This window comes from Haematospirillum sp. 15-248 (assembly GCF_012102665.1).
Lineage (GTDB): Bacteria > Pseudomonadota > Alphaproteobacteria > Rhodospirillales > Rhodospirillaceae > Haematospirillum.
The window spans coordinates 202962-224522 of the sequence record NZ_JAAVTF010000001.1 but is presented as its reverse complement, the minus strand read 5'-3'; the positions used below and the strand labels follow the sequence as shown (position 1 = coordinate 224522).

Genomic DNA, 21561 nt, shown 5'->3' with positions numbered 1-21561 from the left:
GAACTGCCTGACTGTAAAGGCTGTTTGTGCGCCTGACCAGCGTCATTCCGATGTGCGCGACACATTGTCAAGAAACGGCAAATATTGTGCTGAATTCAAGCCCGGGTAGATCTTAACGTACACATATGTGTATCAGTTATGAAAATTCCATAATCACCTGATCAACCGAAATAGAACCACCTGCGGCGACATGAATCTTTTTAACGGTTGCATCCTGTTCGGCACGCAGGACATTTTCCATCTTCATCGCTTCGACAACAGCCAATCTTTCCCCGGCCTTGATGGTCTGCCCCTCGGACACATCAATGCTGATCAGGAATCCCGGCATTGGAGACAGCAGAAATCTGGAAAGATCAGGCTTGGCACGAGAGGGGATCATGCGATTCAGCGCAGCAACATGCAGATCAAGAACGATAATATCGGCACAGAAGCCATCGACATGCATCTGAAAAGACGTACCTTTACGTTCCACCTGCGCCACAACGCCTTTTCCATTCACCGTGCCATGCCATATGGGATCATGAATCTGCCATCCCGATACAACATGATGAGCAAGCCCCCCACAGAAAACGGACCACGCATTCAACCCCTCAACACACGACTGACGCTCAAGCTTGACCTCCAGATCGCATGAACCAGAAAAACAAACAACAACACTGTAGCTTGTCGCCTGTTTAGACACGTTTCCATTTTGAGTTGGAAACAGAAATACCCTTTCTGTGTGCAAACGATGAACAACGGCCATGATACAAGCCATCGTAACCCTGTAGGCCGAAGACGGAGCCATCGACACGACCTCCTGCCCATGTGCATCCACGAAACCTGTGGTACAGGCACCAGCCATGAACGTCTTGTGACGTACAATAGAGCACAAGAGCGGGATATTGCTGGTAATGCCCCGAATGTAGAAACCCCCGAGTGCAGTCTGCATACCACGAATAGCGGCGCCCCTGTTCTGCCCCCATGTCACCAGCTTGGCAATCAAGGGATCATAGTGGACAGAAATCTCCCCCCCTTCACAAACACCACTGTCAACCCTGACCCCGTTCTCCGGCTCCGGTTCACGGTAACGAACCAGACGACCACTGGAAGGGACGAATCCACGCCCAGGATCTTCGGCATAGATACGACTTTCCATCGCCCATCCCTTCAGGACAATCTCGTCCTGGGACAGGGTCAGACGTTCCCCGGCTGCAATCCGTATCATCCACTCAACCAAGTCAAGGCCGGTTACACATTCTGTAACCGGATGCTCGACCTGAAGACGGGTATTCATCTCAAGAAAATAGAATTGCCGTTGTTCATCGACAATAAACTCAACCGTTCCTGCAGAGCGGTAGTCAACAGACCGAGCCAACACCACAGCCTGATTAACCATGGCCTGTCGCAGGGGACCATCCAGAAAAGGAGAGGGTGCCTCTTCCATGATCTTCTGGTGGCGTCTCTGGATAGAGCATTCTCGTTCATAAACATGCAAACAGGTTTCACCATCGCTGAGAATCTGGATCTCTATATGCCGTGGATTGCTGATATACTTTTCCAGTAGTAAACGATCATCGCCAAAAGCAGAGCGGGCTTCAGAAGCGGCATGACGAAAGCCCTCCCGGACATCCGCTTCGGTATGTGCGATCCGCATCCCCTTGCCACCCCCACCGGCAGAGGCCTTGATCATGACGGGGAGCCCAATATCATTTGCAATACCAACCGCTCGATCCTCTGTTGACACCGCTCCGTCATAACCGGGTATGACAGAAAGCCCTGCTTTCCTGGCCAGCTCCCGGGATCGAATTTTGTCTCCCATCAAACGGATGGCCTCAACCGGCGGACCGATAAAAACTATACCTTCTTTTTGCAGAGCCTCAGGAAAAACACTGTTCTCCGAAAGAAAGCCATAGCCGGGATGAACAGCGTCCGCTCCGACATCACGACAAGCCCGGACGATACGATCAATCAGCAGATAGCTCTGCCGCGCCGGGGCAGGACCAATGCACACCGCCTCATCAGCCATATCGACATGAAGGGCACCTGCATCAGCTTCTGAATAAACAGCGACGGTTGCAATGCCCATTCTGTGGGCAGTGCGGATAATGCGGCAGGCAACTTCACCACGGTTTGCAACCAGAATTTTTCTGAACATGCTTCCCCTCCTATTCGCCGCATGTCCATTTCAAAGCGGAATATTGCCGTGCTTGCGCCATGGATTCTCTATTTTCTTTCCGCGCAGCATAGAGAGTGATCGACACAAACGTTTCCGTGTTGCATGTGGCATGATGATATCGTCAATGAAACCGCGAGCACTGGCCACGAAAGGGTTGGCAAACGCACGACGATACTCGTCTGTGCGAGACTGTATTTTTTCATCATCATTACGCTCATGACGAAAAATAATTTCAACGGCACCCTTGGGTCCCATCACCGCAATTTCAGCTGTCGGCCAAGCATAATTGACATCGCCACGCAGATGCTTGGATGCCATGACATCATATGCTCCTCCATATGCCTTACGGGTAATGACCGTTACCTTGGGAACCGTTGCCTCGGCATAGGCATACAACAGCTTGGCTCCGTGCCTGATAATTCCCCCATGCTCCTGCGTTGTACCGGGTAAAAAACCCGGTACATCAACGAATGTAACCAAAGGAATATCAAAGGAATCACAGAAACGGACAAAGCGTGCGGCCTTGCAGGCACTGTCAATGTCAAGACATCCTGCCAATACAAGCGGCTGATTGGCAACCAACCCAATAGGTTGTCCATCCAGACGGCCAAACCCTGTCATGATGTTGCGGGCATGATCAGGAGCAATCTCATAAAAATCACCCTCGTCCACCACTTTGGTGATCAACTCCCGCATATCATAGGCTGCATGTGGATTGGCCGGTACAAGCGTATCAAGCGAGGGTTCAACCCTGTCCACAGGGTCCGGCGTTGGACGCTCCGGCGCCCTGACACGGTTGCTTGATGGGAGGAAATCAATCAACCGTCGCACTTCGAGCAACGCCTCGACATCTGTTTCAAACGCCAGGTCTGCAACCCCTGACCGTCCCGTATGGATCACAGCTCCCCCAAGATCTTCGGCTGTCACGGTCTCATGTGTAACCGTCTTGACAACATCCGGACCTGTTACAAACATGTACGATGTTCCCCGGACCATGGCGATAAAATCAGTCATCGCAGGCGAGTAGACAGCCCCACCCGCACATGGGCCCATGATGACGGAAATCTGCGGAATAACGCCGGAGGCCAAGACATTGCGCTGAAACACGTCAGCGTATCCGGCAAGGCTATTCACCCCTTCCTGAATACGTGCCCCCCCTGAGTCATTCAGCCCGATAACCGGTGCACCAACGCGCATTGCCTGGTCCATGATCTTGCAGATTTTCTCGGCATGTGTTTCCGATAGGGAACCACCAAAGACCGTAAAATCCTGACTGAACACAAAGACGACACGGCCATTGATCGTCCCGTATCCGGTTACAACACCATCACCGGGAACAGGATCTACCTCGGCCATGCCGAAGTTGGTACACCGATGTTCCTTGAACATGTCCCATTCTTCAAAAGAACCCGCATCAAGAAGAACTGCAAGCCGCTCCCGCGCTGTTAACTTGCCTTTCTTGTGCTGAGTATCAACACGTTCCTGCCCACCCCCCATACAAGCAGCAAACCGCTTGTCTTCAAGTTGCCTCAAAATATCCTGCATGGGCGCACCTCGCTTCCCGGACAACAGAACTGGCAATGGCACTCAATAACGACGGCAACCTTCCCAACAGGGATGACACCGTTGCCTATTTTTGAGGCATAGCGTAGAAAACAAGTCATTTCAGAGTGAAAAAGAATAAATCAACAGAGTTATCCACAGATTGCGTGGACAGGTCACTGGGCCGTCCAGCCCCCATCGACCGACAAAGTCGTTCCTGTGATGTTATGGGCAGCATCCGAACACAAGAAAGCAGCCAAAGCCCCGATATCTTCCGGTGCAGAAAACCTCATGGAAGGCTGCTTCTCCCCGACAAGAGAACGAACACCGTCGTCCAATGTCCCACCAATGGCCTTGGCACGGGCCTCGATCTGTGGCTCGACCAACGGCGTACGCACCCACCCCGGACAAATAGCATTGCAGGTAATATGGCCCTCGGCATTTTCCAGGGCCACAACCTTGGTCAATCCGACCAGACCATGCTTGGACGCCACATAGGCCGCCTTGTTGACAGAAGCCACCAGCCCATGCGCCGATGCAATATTGATGATACGGCCCCACCCGTTTTTCTTCATGCCCGGCAAGGCCGTCCGGATGATATGAAAGGCAGATGATAGATTGACAGAGAGAATTTGCTCCCACTTCTCGACAGGAAAGGCCTCTACAGCCGAGACAAACTGTATTCCTGCATTGTTGACCACGATATCAACGCTTCCAAAGGCCTTGATTGCCTCATCGACCAGAAGCGAACACTCGTTTGGCTTGGACAGGTCAGCCGGACAGAGACGCACATCCACCTTATAGCGCCCCTCCAGCTCACCCCTTGTTCTTTCCAGGGCAGCAGCATCACCAAGCCCGTTGAGCATGACACGCACACCCTGCGCTGCCAAGGCTGAAGCGATTCCAAGCCCTATGCCGCTGGTTGATCCCGTCACCACCGCCGATTTACCCTTGAGCATAACCCCCTCCCCCTTTTCCTGTTCAGTCGGACTATTGTCAGGCCCCCCCGGACCTGAACAAGGTCTCGGCAGCCTGCCTGGCTGAAACCTTGTTTCCGATAACCCCACGCACACGCACAACCTCTGCCTCAAGGGTCGTGATATAATCCTGCAACTGCTCTATACTCATGGCATCCAGATCAGGAAAACAGATCAGGGCCGCTTGTGAAAGAGGATCATCCATGTCCATCACGGTTACTCCCCCCGTATCGCACATGGACAAGAAAGTATCAGACCCTGACAGCACCGCAAACCTTCCACTTTCATCAGGACTCTCTTTTCTCATGTCACAGCCCGATCTCATGCGCTGCATAGAAATTTCCGCTCCCGGTGGCCCTGATGTTCTGCGCTTGGTAACGCGTGCAATTCCGACCCCCAATGCAGGGCAAGTCTTGGTGAAAGTCGATTACGCAGGGGTCAATCGCCCGGACATCCTGCAACGGGAGGGAAAATATCCGCCTCCGCCGGATGCATGCGATCTCCCCGGACTGGAAGTCTCCGGCACCGTTGTTGCGACCGGACCGGATGTATCGTGGCCCCTGCCCGGTACAGACGTAGCCGCACTGGTGGCCGGGGGTGGATATGCCGAATATGCCGTGGCAGACAGCACCCTGTGCCTTCCCGTAGCGGGTACACTGAAGGCAGAAGAAGCAGCAGCTCTTCCAGAGGCCTTGTTCACAGTATTCCATAATGTCCTTGAACGCGGACAGCTTAAGCCCGGTGAAGTCTTTCTGATCCATGGGGGCGCCTCGGGTATTGGAACAACAGCGATACAGGTTGCCCGCTCCATTGGGGCAATCGTGTATGCAACAGCAGGGTCAGACGACAAATGCGCTACATGCCTCCGGCTGGGGGCAGATCTTGCAATCAACTGGCGCAAGGAGGATTACGCTGCAGTTATCAAGAAAGCAGGACGCGGCGTGGACGTCATCCTGGACATGGCCGGGGGCGAACGGATCCAGAAAGATATCCGTCTTATGAATCCGGACGGAAGGCATATCAACATTGCCTTTCTCGAGGGATCAAGAGTTGAGTTGGACCTTATGCCCGTCATGCTGAAAAGGCTGACCCTGAGTGGCTCTACCCTGCGTTCACAGTCCGCCACCGCAAAATCCAGGATGGCAGAAGCGATTCGACAGCAGCTGTGGCCCCAGGTTCTGAAGGGCGACATCCGTCCCCTGCTGCATAGCACATTTCCGTTGGAACAAGCGGCAGATGCCCACCGCCTCATGGAAAGACGCACCCATGAGGGGAAGATCGTGTTATCAAACAATTCAAAATAATACAGTCTTGGCAAATACCCCCAAACACTCCATATTTCCCCCTAATTCGTCCTGCAGCGGGGCACACCCCTTGTCCGGGGCTGCAATTTCCCGTAAAGAAGCACGACGCTTACCGTTCAAAGACACATCCGAAAGGGACAACACAATGGCGCTGCCTCTCATGCCGAAGGCAACGGCCGTCTGGCTGGTAGAAAATACATGCCTCTCGTTCGAGCAAATTGCCGCCTTCTGTGGAATGCACGAACTGGAAGTCCAGGCCATTGCCGACGGTGAGGTAGCTGGCGGGATCGTCGGTCTTGACCCCATCGCCAATGGTCAGTTGACACGGGCCGAAATTGCCCGCTGTGAGAAAGACGATGCCCTGCGCCTGCAACTTTCGGCATCTGATATTCCGCGCCCTCAGGCCCGCTCCAAGGGAGCACGTTATACGCCTGTGTCAAAGCGGCATGACCGCCCGGATGCCATTGCTTGGATCCTGAAGCATCACCCTGAACTGTCTGATGCCCAGATCTGCAAACTGATCGGCACCACAAAGCCGACTATTGAGTCAGTCAGAAGCAAGACACACTGGAATGCCACGGCCATCAAGCCGCGCAATCCGGTTATTCTTGGCATGTGCTCCGAAGCTGACCTGGAAAAGGAAATTGCCTTGGCTCCACGTCGTGCCGGCGGCACCGTTCCGCAGGTTGACTACGGCAACGAGCCGGAGGAAAAAGTCGAGCACCACACCCGCAAGGAACAGGAAGAAGAAATTCCTGCATTCCTCCGCAGCAAGCCAAAAGCGGATACGCGGGATGAGGATATCGAACTCTAGTCTTCGCCACACCATTTCCTTGGTAACAAAAAGGCCGCTGCGTACAGCGGCCTTTCTTGTGGTCAATCCATGGCCTGAAGGTCATCAATAAAGCCTTCAATCACAGACAATCCCTTTGCCCAGAAGCCAGGATCAGACGCATCAAGACCAAAAGGTTCCAGCAGCTCTCGATGACGCAGGGTTCCTCCTGCGGACAGCATGTTCAGGTATTTGTCCTGAAAACCCGGCATGCCCTGTTCGTAAACACGATACAGACTGTTTACCAGACAATCACCGAACGCATAAGCGTAGACGTAGAATGGCGTATGGACAAAGTGTGGAATGTAGGCCCAGTAATGCTGGTATTCCGCATCAAAGCGGAAAGCTGGCCCCAAGCTCTCGGCCTGGGTCTGCATCCAGATCTCGCCAATCCTGTCTGTCGACACCTCGCCTATTGAACGACGCTCGCTGTGCACTCTTCTCTCGAATTCGTGGAAAGCTATCTGACGCACAACGGTATTCAACATGTCTTCCACTTTGGCAATCAGCAGAAAACGGCGACGCCTTGTATCAGTCTCGGCATCCAGCATGGCGCGGAATGTCAGCATTTCCCCGAAAACAGAAGCTGTCTCGGCCAAGGTCAATGGCGTGTCGGACATAAAGCATCCCTGACGGCCGGCCAGGATCTGGTGACAACCATGTCCCAGCTCATGGGCCAAGGTCATGACATCACGCCCTCTTCCCATAAAATTGAGAAGAAGATAGGGGTGCACGCTGGGAACTGTTGGATGAGCAAAGGCACCAGATGCCTTGCCCGGACGTGCAGGCACATCAATCCACGCATTGTCAAAGAAACGCTGTCCAACAGCCGCCAGTTCAGGAGAAAAACGCCCGTAAGCGGCAATAACAAAGTCCGCCGCTTTCTTCCAGCTCCAAGTCCGGCTGCTATCCCCCGGTACCGGGGCATTGCGATCCCAGTAATCCAGAATATCAACACCGAACCACTTGGCTTTCATCGCATAATACCGATGCGACAAACGCGGAAAGGAATCCCGCACAGCAGAAACCAAGGCATCGACAACAGGCTCTTCAACCTGATTGGCAAGATTACGGGCAGCCATAGGGCTTTTGTAACCACGCCAGCGGTCATCAATTTCCTTGTCCTTGGCCAGGGTATTTGTAATCAAACCGAACAGACGAATATTATTACCCAGAACCTGCCCAATGCTTTTGGCAGCACTCTTGCGGCGCTGTGGATCGGTTTCCCCCAGTAGATGGGTGGCTTCTGTGATGGTCAGGTCCTTGCCATCAACAGGAAACCGCAGCGACGCCATGGTTTCATCGAACAGACGAACCCATGCTCCGGCGCCTGTAATCCCCTTCTCGCTCGACAGCTTTTCCAGTTCATCGGAAAGCTGGTGATTCTTGCTCAGACGAACATCCCGGATCCAGGGAGCATACCGCGCAACCACCGAATCTTCCGCCAACCGTGCAGCCAGCGCGGCATCATCCATGCGATTGATTTCCAGAACAAAGAAAAGTGTTCTGGTCTGAACCTCGGTTGCCTTCTCGTTGATATCCTGAACAAACCGTCCTGTTTCAGGGTCGGTCACATGACCGGCATGCAGAAGCTGGGCATATGACAAAATACGGTACAGGCGCTCGCACAAGGCTTCATACTCAACAATAGCGGCCCCAAAATGGGCCGCACTGAGCGCAGCAACTTTTCCCTGATAACTAACTTCAAAATGTTTGGATTGCGTGTCAACCTGACTAAGATCCGCTGCCAATTCAGCTGAATCACGGCCCGGGTACAAATCTGACAGATCCCATTCCGGTACCCCGCTGTGGGCTGCAGAACCCGTTCCCTCGCTGTCACGGTTGATGATTGGCAACATACCATTATCTCCTTATGATCCACGTTGATCCATGGGGCAGAACAAAAAGATGACGACAGCCTCACACACTGTAAGCCCGTTGTGGTGCTGCCGCCCAGTTTATGGCACCCAGTGTGCCGAGACTCGAGGATTTCCACAAGACCGGACAACAAGGCCGGCCCATCAGGAGAAGGCATTTGAGGGGACGTGCCGTCAATTATGGAACCACAACCAGTCTGGTTTCCATGTTCTTCGAACAGGCCGCATTCTTTGGTCCTGCCCCCTTTCTATGGAGGGTGGTCAAGGGATCTTACTGCCCGATAAGCTGGGAAGAAGCAGCCGTAACGGTGCGATCCCTGGCCCATGGACTGACTGAGATTGGAATCAAAACCGGTGACCGTGTTGTGTTGGTCTCGGAAAACCGCCCGGAATGGTGCCTTGGCGATCTGGCCATCATGGCCGCCGGTGCCATTTCTGTTCCGGCCTACACAACAAATACACCGAATGATCACAGGCATGTGTTGACCGATTCAGGTGCCCGCGCCGTTATTGTTTCCAGCGGTCGGCTGATGCGGCCTCTGTTGCACGCAGCGGCCCATATCGCACACCCGCCGCATGTTATCCTGATCAACGCGGGGGACCTGAAGCAAAATCCGGGGGTCTCGCTGTTCTTCTGGGACGACCTGATTGCAAGGGGAGCCAAGAAACAGCACCTTCCCTTGCCTACCCCACCACAACGTACAGACACCGCCTGCATCATTTATACATCGGGGACCGGTGGGGCACCCAAGGGGGTTATGCTGTCCCATGCCTCCATTCTTGCCAATTGCCGTGGCGCCCATGATGTTCTGGTCAAGCTGGGATTGGGGCAGGAACGATTCCTGTCCTTCCTTCCACTCAGCCATGCCTATGAGCACAGCGCAGGTCAATTCTTTCCGGTTTCAATCGGAGCGCAAATCTATTACGCAGAAAGCATTGATGCGCTTGGTCGCAATATGGCTGCAGCCAAGCCAACCCTTATGGCCGCCGTGCCGCGCATTTATGAAGTGATGCGGACAAAAATGCTGCGGTCCGCGGAAAAAAGTTCAGGACTCAAGGCTTGGCTGTTTCACAAGACCCTTAGCCTTGGCACAAAGCGATATTGTCATAAAAAACGACTTGGACCCTTGGAATTCCTTATAAATGCAGTCTGTACACATCTTGTACGGCGGAAAGTCGCAACAGGCTTCGGCGGGCACCTGAAGGCCTTTGTATCAGGCGGCGCTCCTCTCAACCCTGATGTTGGATACTTCTTCACAGCCTTGGGGATCCGCATTCTTCAAGGATATGGCCAAACCGAGGCAGGCCCCCTGATTTCAGTCAATACGCCGGACAATCCAAAAATGGAAAGCGTTGGCCCTGCCCTGAATGGCGTTGAAGCAAAGATCGCAAAGGATGGGGAGATTTGCGTCAGGGGCGAAATGGTCATGCAGGGGTACTGGAACAACCCGGAAGCAACGGCTGCGGTTATTGACCCTGATGGATGGCTTCATACAGGTGATATCGGGCATATCGACCCGGAAGGGCACATCTTCATCACAGACAGAAAAAAGGATATCATTGTCAATTCCGGCGGGGACAACATATCTCCGCAAAGGATAGAAGGTTTCCTGACATTGGAGCCTGAAATTGCACAGGCCATGGTTTACGGGGACAAACGTCCGCATCTGGTTGCCCTTGTCGTTCCAAGTGAAGAGCTGATCAGTGCTATTGCAGCAGAAAAGGGCGTGCCTCCCGATCTGACTGCACTAACCAAGGAACCGGAAGTACTGCGACGTATCAGCGCCGCCCTTGAAAGGGTCAACAAGGAACTCTCCACCATAGAGACCGTGCGCCGCTTTGTGATTGCCCCCGAAGCCTTCACCATCGACAATGCCATGCTGACACCCACCCTGAAAATAAGACGCCACGTTATCCTTGAGCGATGGAGAGCGACTCTGGATCAGCTCTATCGATCGTAACAGATAATTCTTGCCCGCCTGCAATACTTGGGCGCAAGCAAAACAATCTTTGTTCTTCTATGGACCAGAAGAAAACATAAATATGCGCCGAATTCGTTGACCTCATCAAATCAGATTCCATAATCAGGTCAGCATGACAGTCCTATTGTATTTTCTCCTGCTCCCCCTATCCTTTTGCCGGGAACCATATACCGCAAGATCAAAACAACTGCGGAAAAAGAACGGCCTGAAAAAAGAAAGGCCGTTCCAGGGAGGAAAACATGGGGATTGATCATCGCGTCACTCTTGAAGACAAGTATGCTGCATCATCCGGACGAATCTATCTGTCGGGGATTCAGGCCTTGGCCCGCATACCCATGACACGGCGCATTCTGGATCTCGGGAATGGACTTGATACAGCCGGCTTTATATCGGGATATCGAGGATCACCGGTCGGCACTCTTGATACAACACTACTTGCAGCCCGGAGGCACCTTGAGAAACACCACATCGTGTTCCAGCCGGGGCTTAACGAAGATCTTGCGGCAACAGCCGTGTGGGGAAGCCAGCAAGGAGCCATGTTCCCGGGACAACGGTATGATGGTGTCTGTGGATACTGGTATGGCAAAGGCCCAGGCGTTGACCGATCCGGCGACGTCTTCCGTCACGCAAACATGGCAGGAACAAGTCGACATGGCGGGGTTGTGCTGTTCTCCGGTGACGATCATGCAGCCAAATCATCCACCGTCCCCAGCCAGACCGATTATACCTATATGGATCTGCAAATACCGGTTCTATATCCATCCAATGTTCAGGATATCCTGGACTATGGGGTTATGGCTATTCAGATGAGTCGCTATTCTGGATGTTGGGTTGCCCTGAAATGCGTCAGCGAGGTTCTGGATAGCTCATCAACGGTTGAAGTTAATCTTGGGCGCTATGCTTTTTCAGATCCTGAACAGGGAAACATGCCCGAGGACGGTCTTCACATCCGCGTACCAGACTCACCACTGGAACAAGAGTACCGCCTCATAAACTACAAGATTCCAGCAGCCGTGGCCTTTGCCCGCTACAATCGAATAAATTTTGTTTCCTTTGCCTCCACTGCAGCACGTATTGGCATTATTGCGGTAGGAAAAAGCTGGCTGGATACCCTGCAAGCTCTTGATGACATGGGCATCAAGGAGAATGAAGCCCATAGCCTTGGGCTGAGGCTCTTCAAGGTTGGCATGCCGTGGCCTCTGGAACCGGATGGCATCCTCTCTTTTGCAAGAGGGCTGGAACATCTTGTTGTTATTGAGGAAAAGCGTCCTGTTATCGAAACACAGATCAAGGAGCTGCTGTACAATCAGCTGCGGCATAACGCCCCAAGAATAACTGGCAAATATAGCCTTGCCGGAGAGCCTGCTTTTCAAGCCACAGGAGAACTGGGACCAGATCAGATTGCCCTTGTCCTCGGCCCTATTCTTTCCAGCATAAACCCTCTTGCCTCGATCAAGGAACGCTTGCTCTTCCTTGAACGTGCCAAACAAAAAGAACCCATAACGGTTAAAAGAATTCCTCACTTCTGTGCCGGCTGCCCACACAACACGTCAACAAAGGTACCCGAAGGATCGCGGGCAATCGGTGGCATTGGCTGCCATTACATGGTGACATGGATGGATCGGTCAACCAGCACATTTACCCAGATGGGAGGAGAGGGCGTTCCCTGGGTTGGGCAAGCCCCCTTTACTGAAGAGAAACATGTGTTCGCCAACCTGGGGGATGGTACCTATCTTCATTCAGGCATCCTGGCCATACGTCAGGCAATCGCAGCCAATGTTAATATAACCTACCGCATCCTGTTCAATGATGCCGTTGCCATGACGGGCGGGCAACGCTTCGATGGCCCACTGACTGTTCAGTCCCTGGCAGCACAGGTTGCAGCCGAAGGCGTCAAACGGATTGCCATCGTTTCCGATGCACCCGAAGTATTCCGAAAGGTTATGCCATCCCTACCGCCGTACACAACACTTCACCACCGCGACACACTGGATGAACTACAACGCCAGCTGCGCCAATCACCAGGCGTCAGCGTCCTGATTTATGAACAAACATGTGCTGCCGAGAAACGCCGTCGTCGTAAAAGAGGCAAAATGCCTGACCCTGACAAACGGGTCTTTATTCATGACCTTGTCTGTGAGGGATGCGGAGACTGTGGCTCACAGTCCAATTGCGTTGCCATCGAACCTCTGGAAACAGAGTTCGGACGCAAAAGAAAGATCGATCAGTCTTCCTGCAACAAAGACTTCTCGTGCATCAAAGGCTTTTGCCCCTCGTTCATTACAGTCACAGGCGCGAAACTACGGCAACACCAAGGAAGTGCATATCTCTCGCACCTTGAATGCCCTCCCGAACCCACAATTCCCGCTATTGATCTCGGCTCCTATGACGTTGTTATTACAGGGATTGGTGGAACAGGGGTTATTACCATATCGGCGTTACTTGGCATGGCCGCCCACCTGGAAGGCAAAACAGCCTCGGTTCTTGATCAGGTTGGACTCGCCCAAAAGAATGGAGCTGTTATCAGCTACCTGCGCATTGCTCAATCGCCTGATCACGTACACGCTGCGCGTATCTCACCGGGCAAAGCACATCTTGTGCTGGGATGCGACGGCCTGACAGCAGCAGGTCATGACGCAATTCTAAGAATGAGTTTCGGGCACACCTCAGCTATCATCAATACAGAGGAAACCATGACAGCGGAGTTTACTCGTAACCCCGATGCCGTTTTCCCCGGAACAGACATTATTCAAACGATTGAACGCACTGTCGGCAGAGAGCGCGCCTCCTTTGTCAAGGCATCAGAGCTGGCCACAACCCTGATGGGGGACAGCCTGGCAACCAACTTGTTCCTGATTGGCTATGCTTGGCAGAAGGGCCTTATTCCCCTTTCCCGGGAATCGATCATGAGAGCAATAGAACTCAATGGTATCAGGCCCGAATTCAATCGTATGGCATTTATGTGGGGGCGTCATACCGCCATAGCACCAGAAAAGGTTGCCAGCATAGCCTCTCCGTATAAGGCACCAGCGCACCATAGCCTGTCAGAAAAACTGGATGATATTATATCCAGACGTTCTGTATTTCTGGAAAGCTGGCAGGATCGTCATTGGGCCAATCGTTATGAAACCAGCATCAAAGAACTGCGCAAGGCTGAAGAAAAGCTGAGAAACAACAGTACGGCCCTGACTGCTGCAGCAGCACGCTCCTTATTCAAGCTGATGTCCTACAAGGACGAATACGAAGTTGCCCGCCTGTATACCGACAGCAGCTTCATGTCTAACCTGAAAGCTCAATTTGAAGGGAAACTGAAGCTGACATTCTATCTTGCACCTCCCCTTCTTGCACGCCGCAATCGTGAAACCGGTCATCTTGAAAAATCAGCCTTCGGAGGCTGGATTTTGCCCTTCATGAGAGTTCTGGCCCGGATGCGAATAATAAGGGGAAGCTGCATAGACCCCTTTGGCTATACACCTGAAAGAAAGATGCAACGACAACTGATCACCGATTTCCAAACCTTGCTTTCAGAAATAGCTTCCAACCTGAGCACCGAAAACTTGGATACCGCTGTCAAGTTGGCTTCACTACCGCTTACCATGCGGGGATACGGCCACATACTGGAAGATAACGTACGCAAGGCACGCCGGCAGCAGGAACACCTTCTGTCCGAGTTCCGGGCGAAGCGACACGCCATGGAAGCCGCTTAAAAAAGTCTCTCTTCCCTGAAGAAAGCTATAGGAGCCTTTCTTCAGGGAAGGATACGTTCCCTTATATACTTTGCTCAGACCCCGACAGCCATACGATAGAGTGTCAGCAACTGCTCTTCTTCTTCCAACTCATGGGGCTGCTTTTTACGCAAGCTGATAACCTTTCGTATGATCTTCACATCGTATCCCATTGATTTTGCCTCTCCATAAATGTCCTTTATGTCAGAGGCAATATTGGTTTTTTCTTCTTCCAGCCGCTCAATGCGCTCAACGATTGAACGCAGCTGCTCGGCTGCAGAATTGTCCATACTTTCCATATGCAGATGTACCTCAAATTTGCACGGGCAGCAGAGGCAGGAAAAGCCCCTGGCCCCGGGCTTGGCCACGGGTTTCACAGTTTCTCTGTCTTACTCCGAACTATCCGGGTTTGGTCAAGAGAAAGGACACCCGTGCAGCATTAATAATGACAAACCCTATGCACATCAGGGTGACCGACCAATGGCCCCAGAACCTCAACGAGGCGGCAAGCCCATACATGCGCCTTATTCTTGGTATCAATTTCATCCTGTCGGACTTCGATGCCCGCATGCGGTAAACCGGCAGAGGCTGCGTGGCGATCAACAGTAAAGGCAATATCACGCCCGCTGTAAGGTTGATTGTCTCCGATGCAAAAGCCACCTTGTAATGCGCGCAGCCTATCCATCAGTGGAACCGCAAGCCGGGGGTCACGATTCCACAAAAGCCCCACCTGCCAAGGACGGGGAGGATGCTTGATCGACAGCAGCTGCGGTGTAAAGGAATGAATGGCAAGCAGGGCCGGTGGTACACTAGGACAACGGCGCCACATGTGTGCCAGCGTGTCAGCCACAGCCTGATGATAGGGATTGAAGATATCCGTTGTACGGATTTCCTGCCCTGCCTCGGATAAATCGCAGTTTCCGGGAACAACGGTTCCGTCAGAGGACACAGGAATGGAATCCGGGTCTCCGGGCAACCTGTTACAATCAATGACCAAGCGCGAATAACCACACAAGACAGCGGGCGCATTCAAAAGAAGGGATAGGGACATGGTCAGATCAGCAGACCCAATATCCCAGGCGATATGTCTTTGCTGATCGGCAACAGACAATCCAAGCCCACCAAGACAGCGTGGAATGCGGTTGCTGGCGTGATCTGCCACGAACAACACAGGAGCTCGCCCATCCGGATTAAAAATCTCGAAAGGAGCAGGTTCATCGGCATCAAGCAGCGAGGCGGTATCAAGAAACGTAACCATATCCCGTGTACCAAAACATAAAGTTACAGGAACAACCTGAAGAAAAACTCCTTGGCATCATCACACTCTCCGGCAGAAAATCACAGGTCGCTTTTGCGTCTGTGTCCTGCTAAAAACATGACCTCATAAAAGAATTCAGATGATCACCCGGGACTTCATCAATCCTGCATCACCCTATGAAAAGAACAGTAACTCCATGAGACGCGAACGCCACGCCAAAATCATTGCCACCCTCGGCCCTTCGTCCTCAACGGCCGAACAAATTGAAATGCTGGCACGCACAGGTGCCGATGTTTTCCGGCTGAATTTCAGCCATGGATCACACGAGGATCACCGGACCCGTTACAATATGATCCGTGCCGCCGAAGAGAAAACCGGAAGGCCGATCTCCATTATCATGGACCTGCAAGGCCCGAAACTACGGGTCGGAACCTTTGCCCAAGGGAAGGTTACTCTTGAAAATGGCCAGAATTTTTGTCTGGACATGGATAAAAACCCTGGTGACAAGACCCGTGTCTGCCTGCCACACTCGGAAATTTTCGCGGTACTGAAGGTCGGCACCGAGCTCCTGATGGATGATGGCAAGATCAGGGTACGGGTTATAGCGCGCGGTGAGAATCACGCTATGACAACTGTTGTTGTCGGCGGCACTCTCTCCAATAACAAAGGCCTGAATGTTCCCGGTGAAGTCCTCCCTATTTCTGCATTGACCGAAAAAGACAGGAAAGACCTGATGTTCGGCCTTTCTCTTGGTGTGGACTGGGTCGCCCTGTCGTTTGTGCAGCGGGCAGAGGATGTTGCGGAGGCACGCGCCCTGACAGGTAATCAGGTTGGTATTATTTCCAAGCTGGAGAAGCCACAAGCCATTACCGCCCTACACGATATCGTAAACCTGTCAGATGCCGTTATGGTTGCCCGCGGCGATCTGGGAGTTGAGTGTCCACCGGAAGTGGTTCCCATCCTGCAGAAGAAAATTCTGTCTGTCTGCCGCCAACAGGGAAAGCCCGTTGTTGTGGCAACCCAGATGCTGGAAAGCATGATCAATGCCCCCACGCCAACCCGAGCTGAAGCGTCCGATGTAGCAACAGCTGTCTATGACGGAGCCGATGCTGTCATGCTTTCGGCGGAAACCGCAGCAGGACAATACCCTGCAGAAGCTGTCTCAATCATGAGCAAAATCATAGCCAGCGTTGAACATGATGAAACATATCGCCAGATTATCAACTCTCATCCCTTGAAACCTGAAAATACCGCCGCTGATGCCATTTGTGCCGCAGCAAGCCAAGTTGCATCAACGGTTGAAGCCAAAGCAATTGTCACGTTTACCTCGTCTGGCTCTACAGCCTTCCGGCAAGCTCGTCAACGGCCCCCCGTACCCATTCTGGGCCTGACTCCTGATGTCCGGGTTGCCCGACGACTGGCTCTGGTTTGGGGCATTCACGCCGTAACCGCTGAAGGCGTTCGTGATTTCGGGGACATGGTGCAAAAGGCAACCCGGCTTGCTGAACGGGACCAATTGGCACAAGCTGGAGACAAAGCCGTCATCATTGCAGGCGTCCCGTTCGGTACCCCTGGCAGCACAAATATCCTGCGCATAGCAGAGATTGGCGACAACCTGTAAGCGATAGGCCGCAGCGAACAGGGTAGCCCTGAACAGAGAAGGGCTACCCTGTTTTGGGGTAGAGTAGACACGGACAATAAAAAAGCCACGCTTTTGCGTGGCCCTTCTACGGATACTGGCTGCCAAATCTTACCAAGAGATCAAGCAAAACAGGAACCTATAAAAATGTAACACCGTACAAGATATCAGCCTTGACGCACTTTCATGCGCGGATTCTTCTTGTTGATAATGTACACACGGCCCTTGCGACGAACTACACGGCAGTTCTTGTCACGAGTCTTGGCCGACTTAAGAGAATTCCGGACGCGCATAACTCCAACACCCTCAAACACTTTCTGGTCTGGAAAGAGGGCGCACCGTATCTCCTTGACCCACAGATGTCAAGCTTCACTTATCTTGGTACATCAGAAATCAAACCAGCTTCATGGACCTGCAATCAGCAACATAAGGAAACGGTCAAGGAACAGATCCTGACAGACTGGAGATCAAGTCAATGTAAAACAAACAATAACAAAATACTACACACAGAACTGATATCTCGACGAGCAAAGATTATATCTTAAGGAGTAAAATATAAAAAAATCATTCTAAAATGGCATTGCAGCGGCGGCATGAAAAAAGCAAACAACAAGCCATCTTGGCAACAAGGAGAGGCTATGGTCTGATGCTTTATAAATTTATTGATTTATATCATTATGATAGATAGCAACACAAAAAAATAATATTCTAAAAATAATATCTTACACCGTCTTTTTTGGCCACAAGATCAGCTATGCAACGTAAACTGACTTTGACGTTGGTGACGTCAATGATGATGTTTCCCCAGGTGGTGGAAACCATTTACAGCCCGGCGCTGACGCACATTGCGGACGGGTTCCGGGTGAGCGCCGAAATGGCGGCGCAAACGCTCTCTTGTTACTTTTTCGCCTTCGCTCTGGGCGTGGGGACGGATGTGAGACGTGACCGGACGTCGTCCCACCGCATTATCTGGGCTGGCTCTTTATCTACTGGCATCAATCGCCGCGCTGTTCAGTGGCAGCTTCAGCGTACTGCTGGCAGCCTTGCTGTTGGGATATGCCGGCTGGCAGCTGCCGGAAACACGCCCGCAACAGATTGCCCGGATTTCGTTTTTCGGCACCCTGGGAAAAATGACAAAGGATCCCGATAGTTGGCACAGTGCGCTCTTGGTGGCACTATTCAATATCTGCATGTTCAGCTATTATCAGCTGGCGTCGTTCCACTTTGCAGCGCTGGAACTGCCGGCGCAGTGGCTCGGCTATACCGGTCTGGTGCTGGCGTCGGGGTCAGTTATCGGCGCCGCGATCAACACGTTCTTGATCGGTAGACGCTGGCCGGTTACTGCGCTGCTGACGCCGGCGTGTACGCTGTCACTGATCGGCGGCGTGCTGGTGTTGCTGCTGGCATGGCGGGTGGTACGTAGCGAACGTCGCTTGGCAATACCTTCAAGTGGACACGCCTGAACAGATGATCAAATGCCCACTGGCTATATTACAAGGCATCAACAATCCCCTGCTTCTCTTCCTACCGGATCAAGCTGTCCATCAGAGTACGGAAGACTGGGCTATCTTCTGTACCAACCCATTCAAAAAGAAGCATTTCCGTTGTAATAATCTGACACCCCAGCGCTTGCATACGTGCCATGGCAACCTGCTCTTCGTCAGCATGACGCGATGAGCAGGCATCAGAAACCACAAACACACGATAATCCGCAGCCAAAAGGTCCAGAACGGTCTGGAGAACGGAAACATGGGCCTCTACGCCGCCAACAATAACGGATCGTACGGCCTTCCCTGCCAACCGTGTTGCCACAGAATGCTCATCTTGGTCCGCCAAGCAGGACAGAGCACGTCGGGCAACAGGGCGATGATCCGAAAGAAGATCGCGCAAATCAGGCATGACGGGCCCAAAAATATCGGGACACAGCTCGGTCACAACGGCAGGAATCCCGAACATGGATGCCCCCCTCAGCAATCGGGCACAATTAAAGATAACCTTGCGGGGATTATCAACAATCGGGCACCGACCTTCCTGGACATCAATTACAAACAGGACAGAATCCTGTACCCGCGCCCTCACTGCACCACCCTCCCTAGTTGGCATTCACAGCCATTGAAGATAGCGCGATGCAGCATTAGCAATCAAAGATAAATATGTTATGACAAGGAACCGCAGCAATGATTGACAGAGCCGGAGGACTATCTATTATCGCCCCCCAAACTCCATGATGATGGAACCGGGCATGGGCGTGTCCATGCCACTGCCGCTCCATCGCCAACTGTACAGGCCGTGCTGCGACTTCCATGAATTTTGCCGATCTGGGCCTGAGCCCTGAAACACTCCAAGCCGTTACCGAAGTAGGATACTCAACGCCTACCCCCATCCAGGAACAGGCCATCCCCTGGGTTCTTATGGGGCGCGATGTCATGGGCATTGCCCAGACCGGAACCGGCAAAACGGCAAGCTTTACCTTGCCCATGATCGATATTCTGGCCAACGGACGTGCCAAGGCGCGCATGCCCCGGTCCCTTATTCTTGCCCCCACGCGGGAACTGGCGAACCAGGTGGCTGAGAACTTCACCCTGTACGGGAAGTATCACAACCTTTCAATGGCGCTTCTTATCGGCGGGGAAAGCTTTACCGAGCAGGAAAAACTTCTTGACCGGGGCGTCGATGTTCTTGTGGCAACACCTGGTCGGCTTATCGACCTCTTTGAAAGAGGTCGGATCATCCTCCGCGATGTAAAAATTCTAGTTATCGATGAAGCCGACCGCATGCTGGATATGGGCTTCATCCCCGATGTTGAACGCATTGTTTCCCTGTTGCCTCCCCTGCGGCAAACCCTGTTCTTCTCGGCAACAATGGATGACCAAATTCGCAGGCTGACAAACGTGTTCCTGAACAATCCCAAGGAAGTCAAGGTCGCGCGCCAAGCGACTGCTGCTGAAACTGTGCTTCAAAAGATGCTTGTTGTTCAATCCGGCGCAAAACGGGAAACCCTGCGGCGCATTCTTCAGGTGGAAGATGTCCGGAATGCCTTCATCTTTTGTAACCGCAAACGCGATGTTTCCATTTTGCATCGCTCGCTCAAGAAACACGGCTTTGACTGCGCACAACTGCATGGGGACATGGCCCAATCCGAACGGACTGCAACACTGGCAGCCTTCAAGGCAGGGGAAATCCGGCTGATGGTCTGCTCCGACGTCGCGGCCAGGGGCATTGACATTGCCGATGTGTCCCACGTTTTTAATTTTGATGTCCCTCTCCACGCCGAAGACTACGTGCACCGCATTGGCCGCACAGGTCGTGCCGGACGCGATGGTGTTGCCTGGACCATAGCAACAGAAGAGGATGCGAAGCTGGTTGCCTCTATTGAAAAGCTGACAGGCAAGGAAATACCCCGCGTTGCCATTGAAGGGGCAGATCCCGCCGTTCTGTTACCCGAGGTACGGAATGAGAGTAATCCGCGCAGGCAGCAAGAAGACATGAGGTCAGGCAACGCCCGTGGAGAGCGGCGCCCACGTGACAATAGACGACATGAGGGGCGTGGACGTGACAAGACACACCCTGCCTATGAAGTTGCAGAGATGACCTTTTCCGATAATGCCGTTGCATTCGGTGGGATAACACCCGCCTTCCTCCTTGCCCCACTGACACGTACAGAAGAAAATGCCCTGCGGGTGGCATCAGGTCTCACACCGTTACCCGCTCCTTTCCCTCCCGAAGAGAGAGAAGAAAAATCGGACAGGAACGTAGATCCAAGTACAGGCATGACAGAACTGGCAGAAGAACAAAAGCCGTTCGCTGAACATAAGGAAGAGATAATCACCCCTGAGGCGGAACGCCCTGTAAGCACACGCCGTACACGCAAGCGTCCCTCCAGAAAGCGGGGCGCATCAGCATTTGCTGAGCCGGAAGGTACCAGCCATGAAGATATGAGATCGGAATCTGCAGCAGAACCTTCCGAGGTCAATGAAGCACCCAAGAAGGACTCTGTGCCTCGTCGGAAAGCACGCCGCCGCTCCACTCCAGCCTCTGACGAAGCGAACCAAGTACAGCATAGCGCTGCAGTAGACGAAGGCAATGAGACGACATTAGAAACCCCCAAGAAGTCGACGCGCCGCCGTTCCCCCTCTTCTGCTGAGGCCCAAGAAACATCTGAAGAGACGGCGCCCACCAAGAAACTTGCAAAACGGCGCACGCCTGCCAGGATTGCAAAGAAAGCAAAAGAAAAACCGGAATAGCAAAACTGCGCATAACAAACAGG

The 21561-nt window shown here is 52.8% G+C and carries 16 protein-coding genes; 7 read left to right on the top strand and 9 right to left on the bottom strand.

Features of this window, described 5'->3' with window-relative positions:
- Window positions 1–136: 136 nt before the first annotated feature.
- From HEQ72_RS00985 to HEQ72_RS00970, 4 genes are all read right to left on the bottom strand, one after another.
- The gene (locus HEQ72_RS00985; RefSeq protein WP_168019005.1) at window positions 137–2137 is read right to left on the bottom strand and encodes an acetyl/propionyl/methylcrotonyl-CoA carboxylase subunit alpha; all 2001 of its coding nucleotides are present in this window, start codon (window positions 2135–2137) and stop codon (window positions 137–139) included.
- Between the two features lie 30 nt (window positions 2138–2167).
- A complete protein-coding gene (locus HEQ72_RS00980; RefSeq protein ID WP_168019006.1) occupies window positions 2168–3703 on the bottom strand; it encodes an acyl-CoA carboxylase subunit beta in 1536 nt (511 codons plus the stop codon).
- 173 nt (window positions 3704–3876) lie between these two features.
- Window positions 3877–4659, bottom strand: a complete 783-nt coding sequence (locus HEQ72_RS00975) for a 3-hydroxybutyrate dehydrogenase (protein ID WP_168019007.1) — start codon at window positions 4657–4659, stop codon at window positions 3877–3879.
- 37 nt (window positions 4660–4696) lie between these two features.
- Window positions 4697–4984, bottom strand: coding sequence for a DUF1192 domain-containing protein (locus HEQ72_RS00970; RefSeq protein WP_245184042.1), 288 nt, complete (start codon window positions 4982–4984; stop codon window positions 4697–4699).
- Here HEQ72_RS00970 and HEQ72_RS00965 point away from each other — a divergent pair.
- Both HEQ72_RS00965 and HEQ72_RS00960 read left to right on the top strand, forming a co-directional pair.
- Window positions 4983–5981: an NAD(P)H-quinone oxidoreductase gene (locus HEQ72_RS00965; RefSeq protein WP_168022340.1), complete on the top strand. Its 999-nt coding sequence runs from the start codon at window positions 4983–4985 to the stop codon at window positions 5979–5981. The genes HEQ72_RS00970 and HEQ72_RS00965 overlap by 2 nt on opposite strands.
- 145 nt (window positions 5982–6126) lie before the next feature.
- On the top strand, window positions 6127–6795 hold the full coding sequence (locus tag HEQ72_RS00960) for a DUF1013 domain-containing protein (protein WP_168019009.1): 669 nt from the start codon (window positions 6127–6129) through the stop codon (window positions 6793–6795).
- A 62-nt stretch (window positions 6796–6857) separates the two neighbouring features.
- Here HEQ72_RS00960 and HEQ72_RS00955 read toward each other — a convergent pair whose 3' ends face one another.
- Window positions 6858–8672 carry a M3 family oligoendopeptidase gene (locus tag HEQ72_RS00955; RefSeq protein ID WP_168022339.1) on the bottom strand — a complete coding sequence of 605 codons (1815 nt, stop codon included), beginning with the start codon at window positions 8670–8672 and terminating at the stop codon, window positions 6858–6860.
- 176 nt (window positions 8673–8848) lie between these two features.
- Between HEQ72_RS00955 and HEQ72_RS00950 the strand changes: the two genes are divergently transcribed.
- Together HEQ72_RS00950 and HEQ72_RS00945 are read left to right on the top strand one after the other, a co-directional pair.
- Window positions 8849–10651 (top strand): long-chain fatty acid--CoA ligase, encoded by a 1803-nt coding sequence (locus tag HEQ72_RS00950; protein ID WP_322099457.1) that lies wholly within the window; start codon window positions 8849–8851, stop codon window positions 10649–10651.
- Between the two features lie 260 nt (window positions 10652–10911).
- Window positions 10912–14379 carry an indolepyruvate ferredoxin oxidoreductase family protein gene (locus tag HEQ72_RS00945; protein WP_168022337.1) on the top strand — a complete coding sequence of 1156 codons (3468 nt, stop codon included), beginning with the start codon at window positions 10912–10914 and terminating at the stop codon, window positions 14377–14379.
- 74 nt (window positions 14380–14453) lie between these two features.
- Here the strand turns inward: HEQ72_RS00945 and HEQ72_RS00940 are convergent, their stop codons facing one another.
- Both HEQ72_RS00940 and HEQ72_RS00935 read right to left on the bottom strand, forming a co-directional pair.
- A complete protein-coding gene (locus HEQ72_RS00940) occupies window positions 14454–14696 on the bottom strand; it encodes a DUF2312 domain-containing protein (protein WP_066136850.1) in 243 nt (80 codons plus the stop codon).
- Between the two features lie 140 nt (window positions 14697–14836).
- Entirely contained in the window at window positions 14837–15655 is an 819-nt protein-coding gene (locus tag HEQ72_RS00935; RefSeq protein ID WP_168019051.1) for an N-formylglutamate amidohydrolase, read from the bottom strand.
- 196 nt (window positions 15656–15851) lie between these two features.
- Here HEQ72_RS00935 and pyk point away from each other — a divergent pair, with 196 nt between their 5' ends.
- Complete coding sequence (gene pyk, locus HEQ72_RS00930) at window positions 15852–17276, top strand: pyruvate kinase (RefSeq protein WP_168022499.1); 1425 nt, start codon at window positions 15852–15854, stop codon at window positions 17274–17276.
- Window positions 17277–17461: 185 nt separating this feature from the next.
- On the opposite strand, the gene ykgO is transcribed toward pyk, so the two are convergent.
- A complete protein-coding gene (gene ykgO, locus HEQ72_RS00925; protein ID WP_081628433.1) occupies window positions 17462–17587 on the bottom strand; it encodes a type B 50S ribosomal protein L36 in 126 nt (41 codons plus the stop codon).
- A 648-nt stretch (window positions 17588–18235) separates the two neighbouring features.
- Between ykgO and HEQ72_RS00920 the strand changes: the two genes are divergently transcribed.
- Complete coding sequence (locus HEQ72_RS00920; protein ID WP_209316151.1) at window positions 18236–18757, top strand: hypothetical protein; 522 nt, start codon at window positions 18236–18238, stop codon at window positions 18755–18757.
- 61 nt (window positions 18758–18818) lie between these two features.
- Here HEQ72_RS00920 and HEQ72_RS00915 read toward each other — a convergent pair whose 3' ends face one another.
- Window positions 18819–19373: an isochorismatase family protein gene (locus HEQ72_RS00915; protein WP_168019053.1), complete on the bottom strand. Its 555-nt coding sequence runs from the start codon at window positions 19371–19373 to the stop codon at window positions 18819–18821.
- A 224-nt stretch (window positions 19374–19597) separates the two neighbouring features.
- Here HEQ72_RS00915 and HEQ72_RS00910 point away from each other — a divergent pair, with 224 nt between their 5' ends.
- Window positions 19598–21538: a DEAD/DEAH box helicase gene (locus HEQ72_RS00910; RefSeq protein WP_168022336.1), complete on the top strand. Its 1941-nt coding sequence runs from the start codon at window positions 19598–19600 to the stop codon at window positions 21536–21538.
- The last annotated feature ends 23 nt before the right edge of the window (window positions 21539–21561 follow it).

Excerpts from the sequence above, each read along its gene's own strand:
- HEQ72_RS00960 (WP_168019009.1), top strand. The coding sequence starts at position 6,127 with ATGGCGCTGCCTCTCATGCCGAAGGCAACGGCCGTCTGGCTGGTAGAA.
- HEQ72_RS00980 (WP_168019006.1), bottom strand. The coding sequence starts at position 3,703 with ATGCAGGATATTTTGAGGCAACTTGAAGACAAGCGGTTTGCTGCTTGT.
- ykgO (WP_081628433.1), bottom strand. The coding sequence starts at position 17,587 with ATGCGCGTCCGGAATTCTCTTAAGTCGGCCAAGACTCGTGACAAGAAC.
- pyk (WP_168022499.1), top strand. The coding sequence starts at position 15,852 with ATGAGACGCGAACGCCACGCCAAAATCATTGCCACCCTCGGCCCTTCG.
- HEQ72_RS00975 (WP_168019007.1), bottom strand. The coding sequence starts at position 4,659 with ATGCTCAAGGGTAAATCGGCGGTGGTGACGGGATCAACCAGCGGCATA.
- HEQ72_RS00935 (WP_168019051.1), bottom strand. The coding sequence starts at position 15,655 with ATGGTTACGTTTCTTGATACCGCCTCGCTGCTTGATGCCGATGAACCT.
- HEQ72_RS00985 (WP_168019005.1), bottom strand. The coding sequence starts at position 2,137 with ATGTTCAGAAAAATTCTGGTTGCAAACCGTGGTGAAGTTGCCTGCCGC.
- HEQ72_RS00940 (WP_066136850.1), bottom strand. The coding sequence starts at position 14,696 with ATGGAAAGTATGGACAATTCTGCAGCCGAGCAGCTGCGTTCAATCGTT.
- HEQ72_RS00970 (WP_245184042.1), bottom strand. The coding sequence starts at position 4,984 with ATGAGAAAAGAGAGTCCTGATGAAAGTGGAAGGTTTGCGGTGCTGTCA.
- HEQ72_RS00965 (WP_168022340.1), top strand. The coding sequence starts at position 4,983 with ATGTCACAGCCCGATCTCATGCGCTGCATAGAAATTTCCGCTCCCGGT.
- HEQ72_RS00945 (WP_168022337.1), top strand. The coding sequence starts at position 10,912 with ATGGGGATTGATCATCGCGTCACTCTTGAAGACAAGTATGCTGCATCA.
- HEQ72_RS00910 (WP_168022336.1), top strand. The coding sequence starts at position 19,598 with ATGAATTTTGCCGATCTGGGCCTGAGCCCTGAAACACTCCAAGCCGTT.
- HEQ72_RS00955 (WP_168022339.1), bottom strand. The coding sequence starts at position 8,672 with ATGTTGCCAATCATCAACCGTGACAGCGAGGGAACGGGTTCTGCAGCC.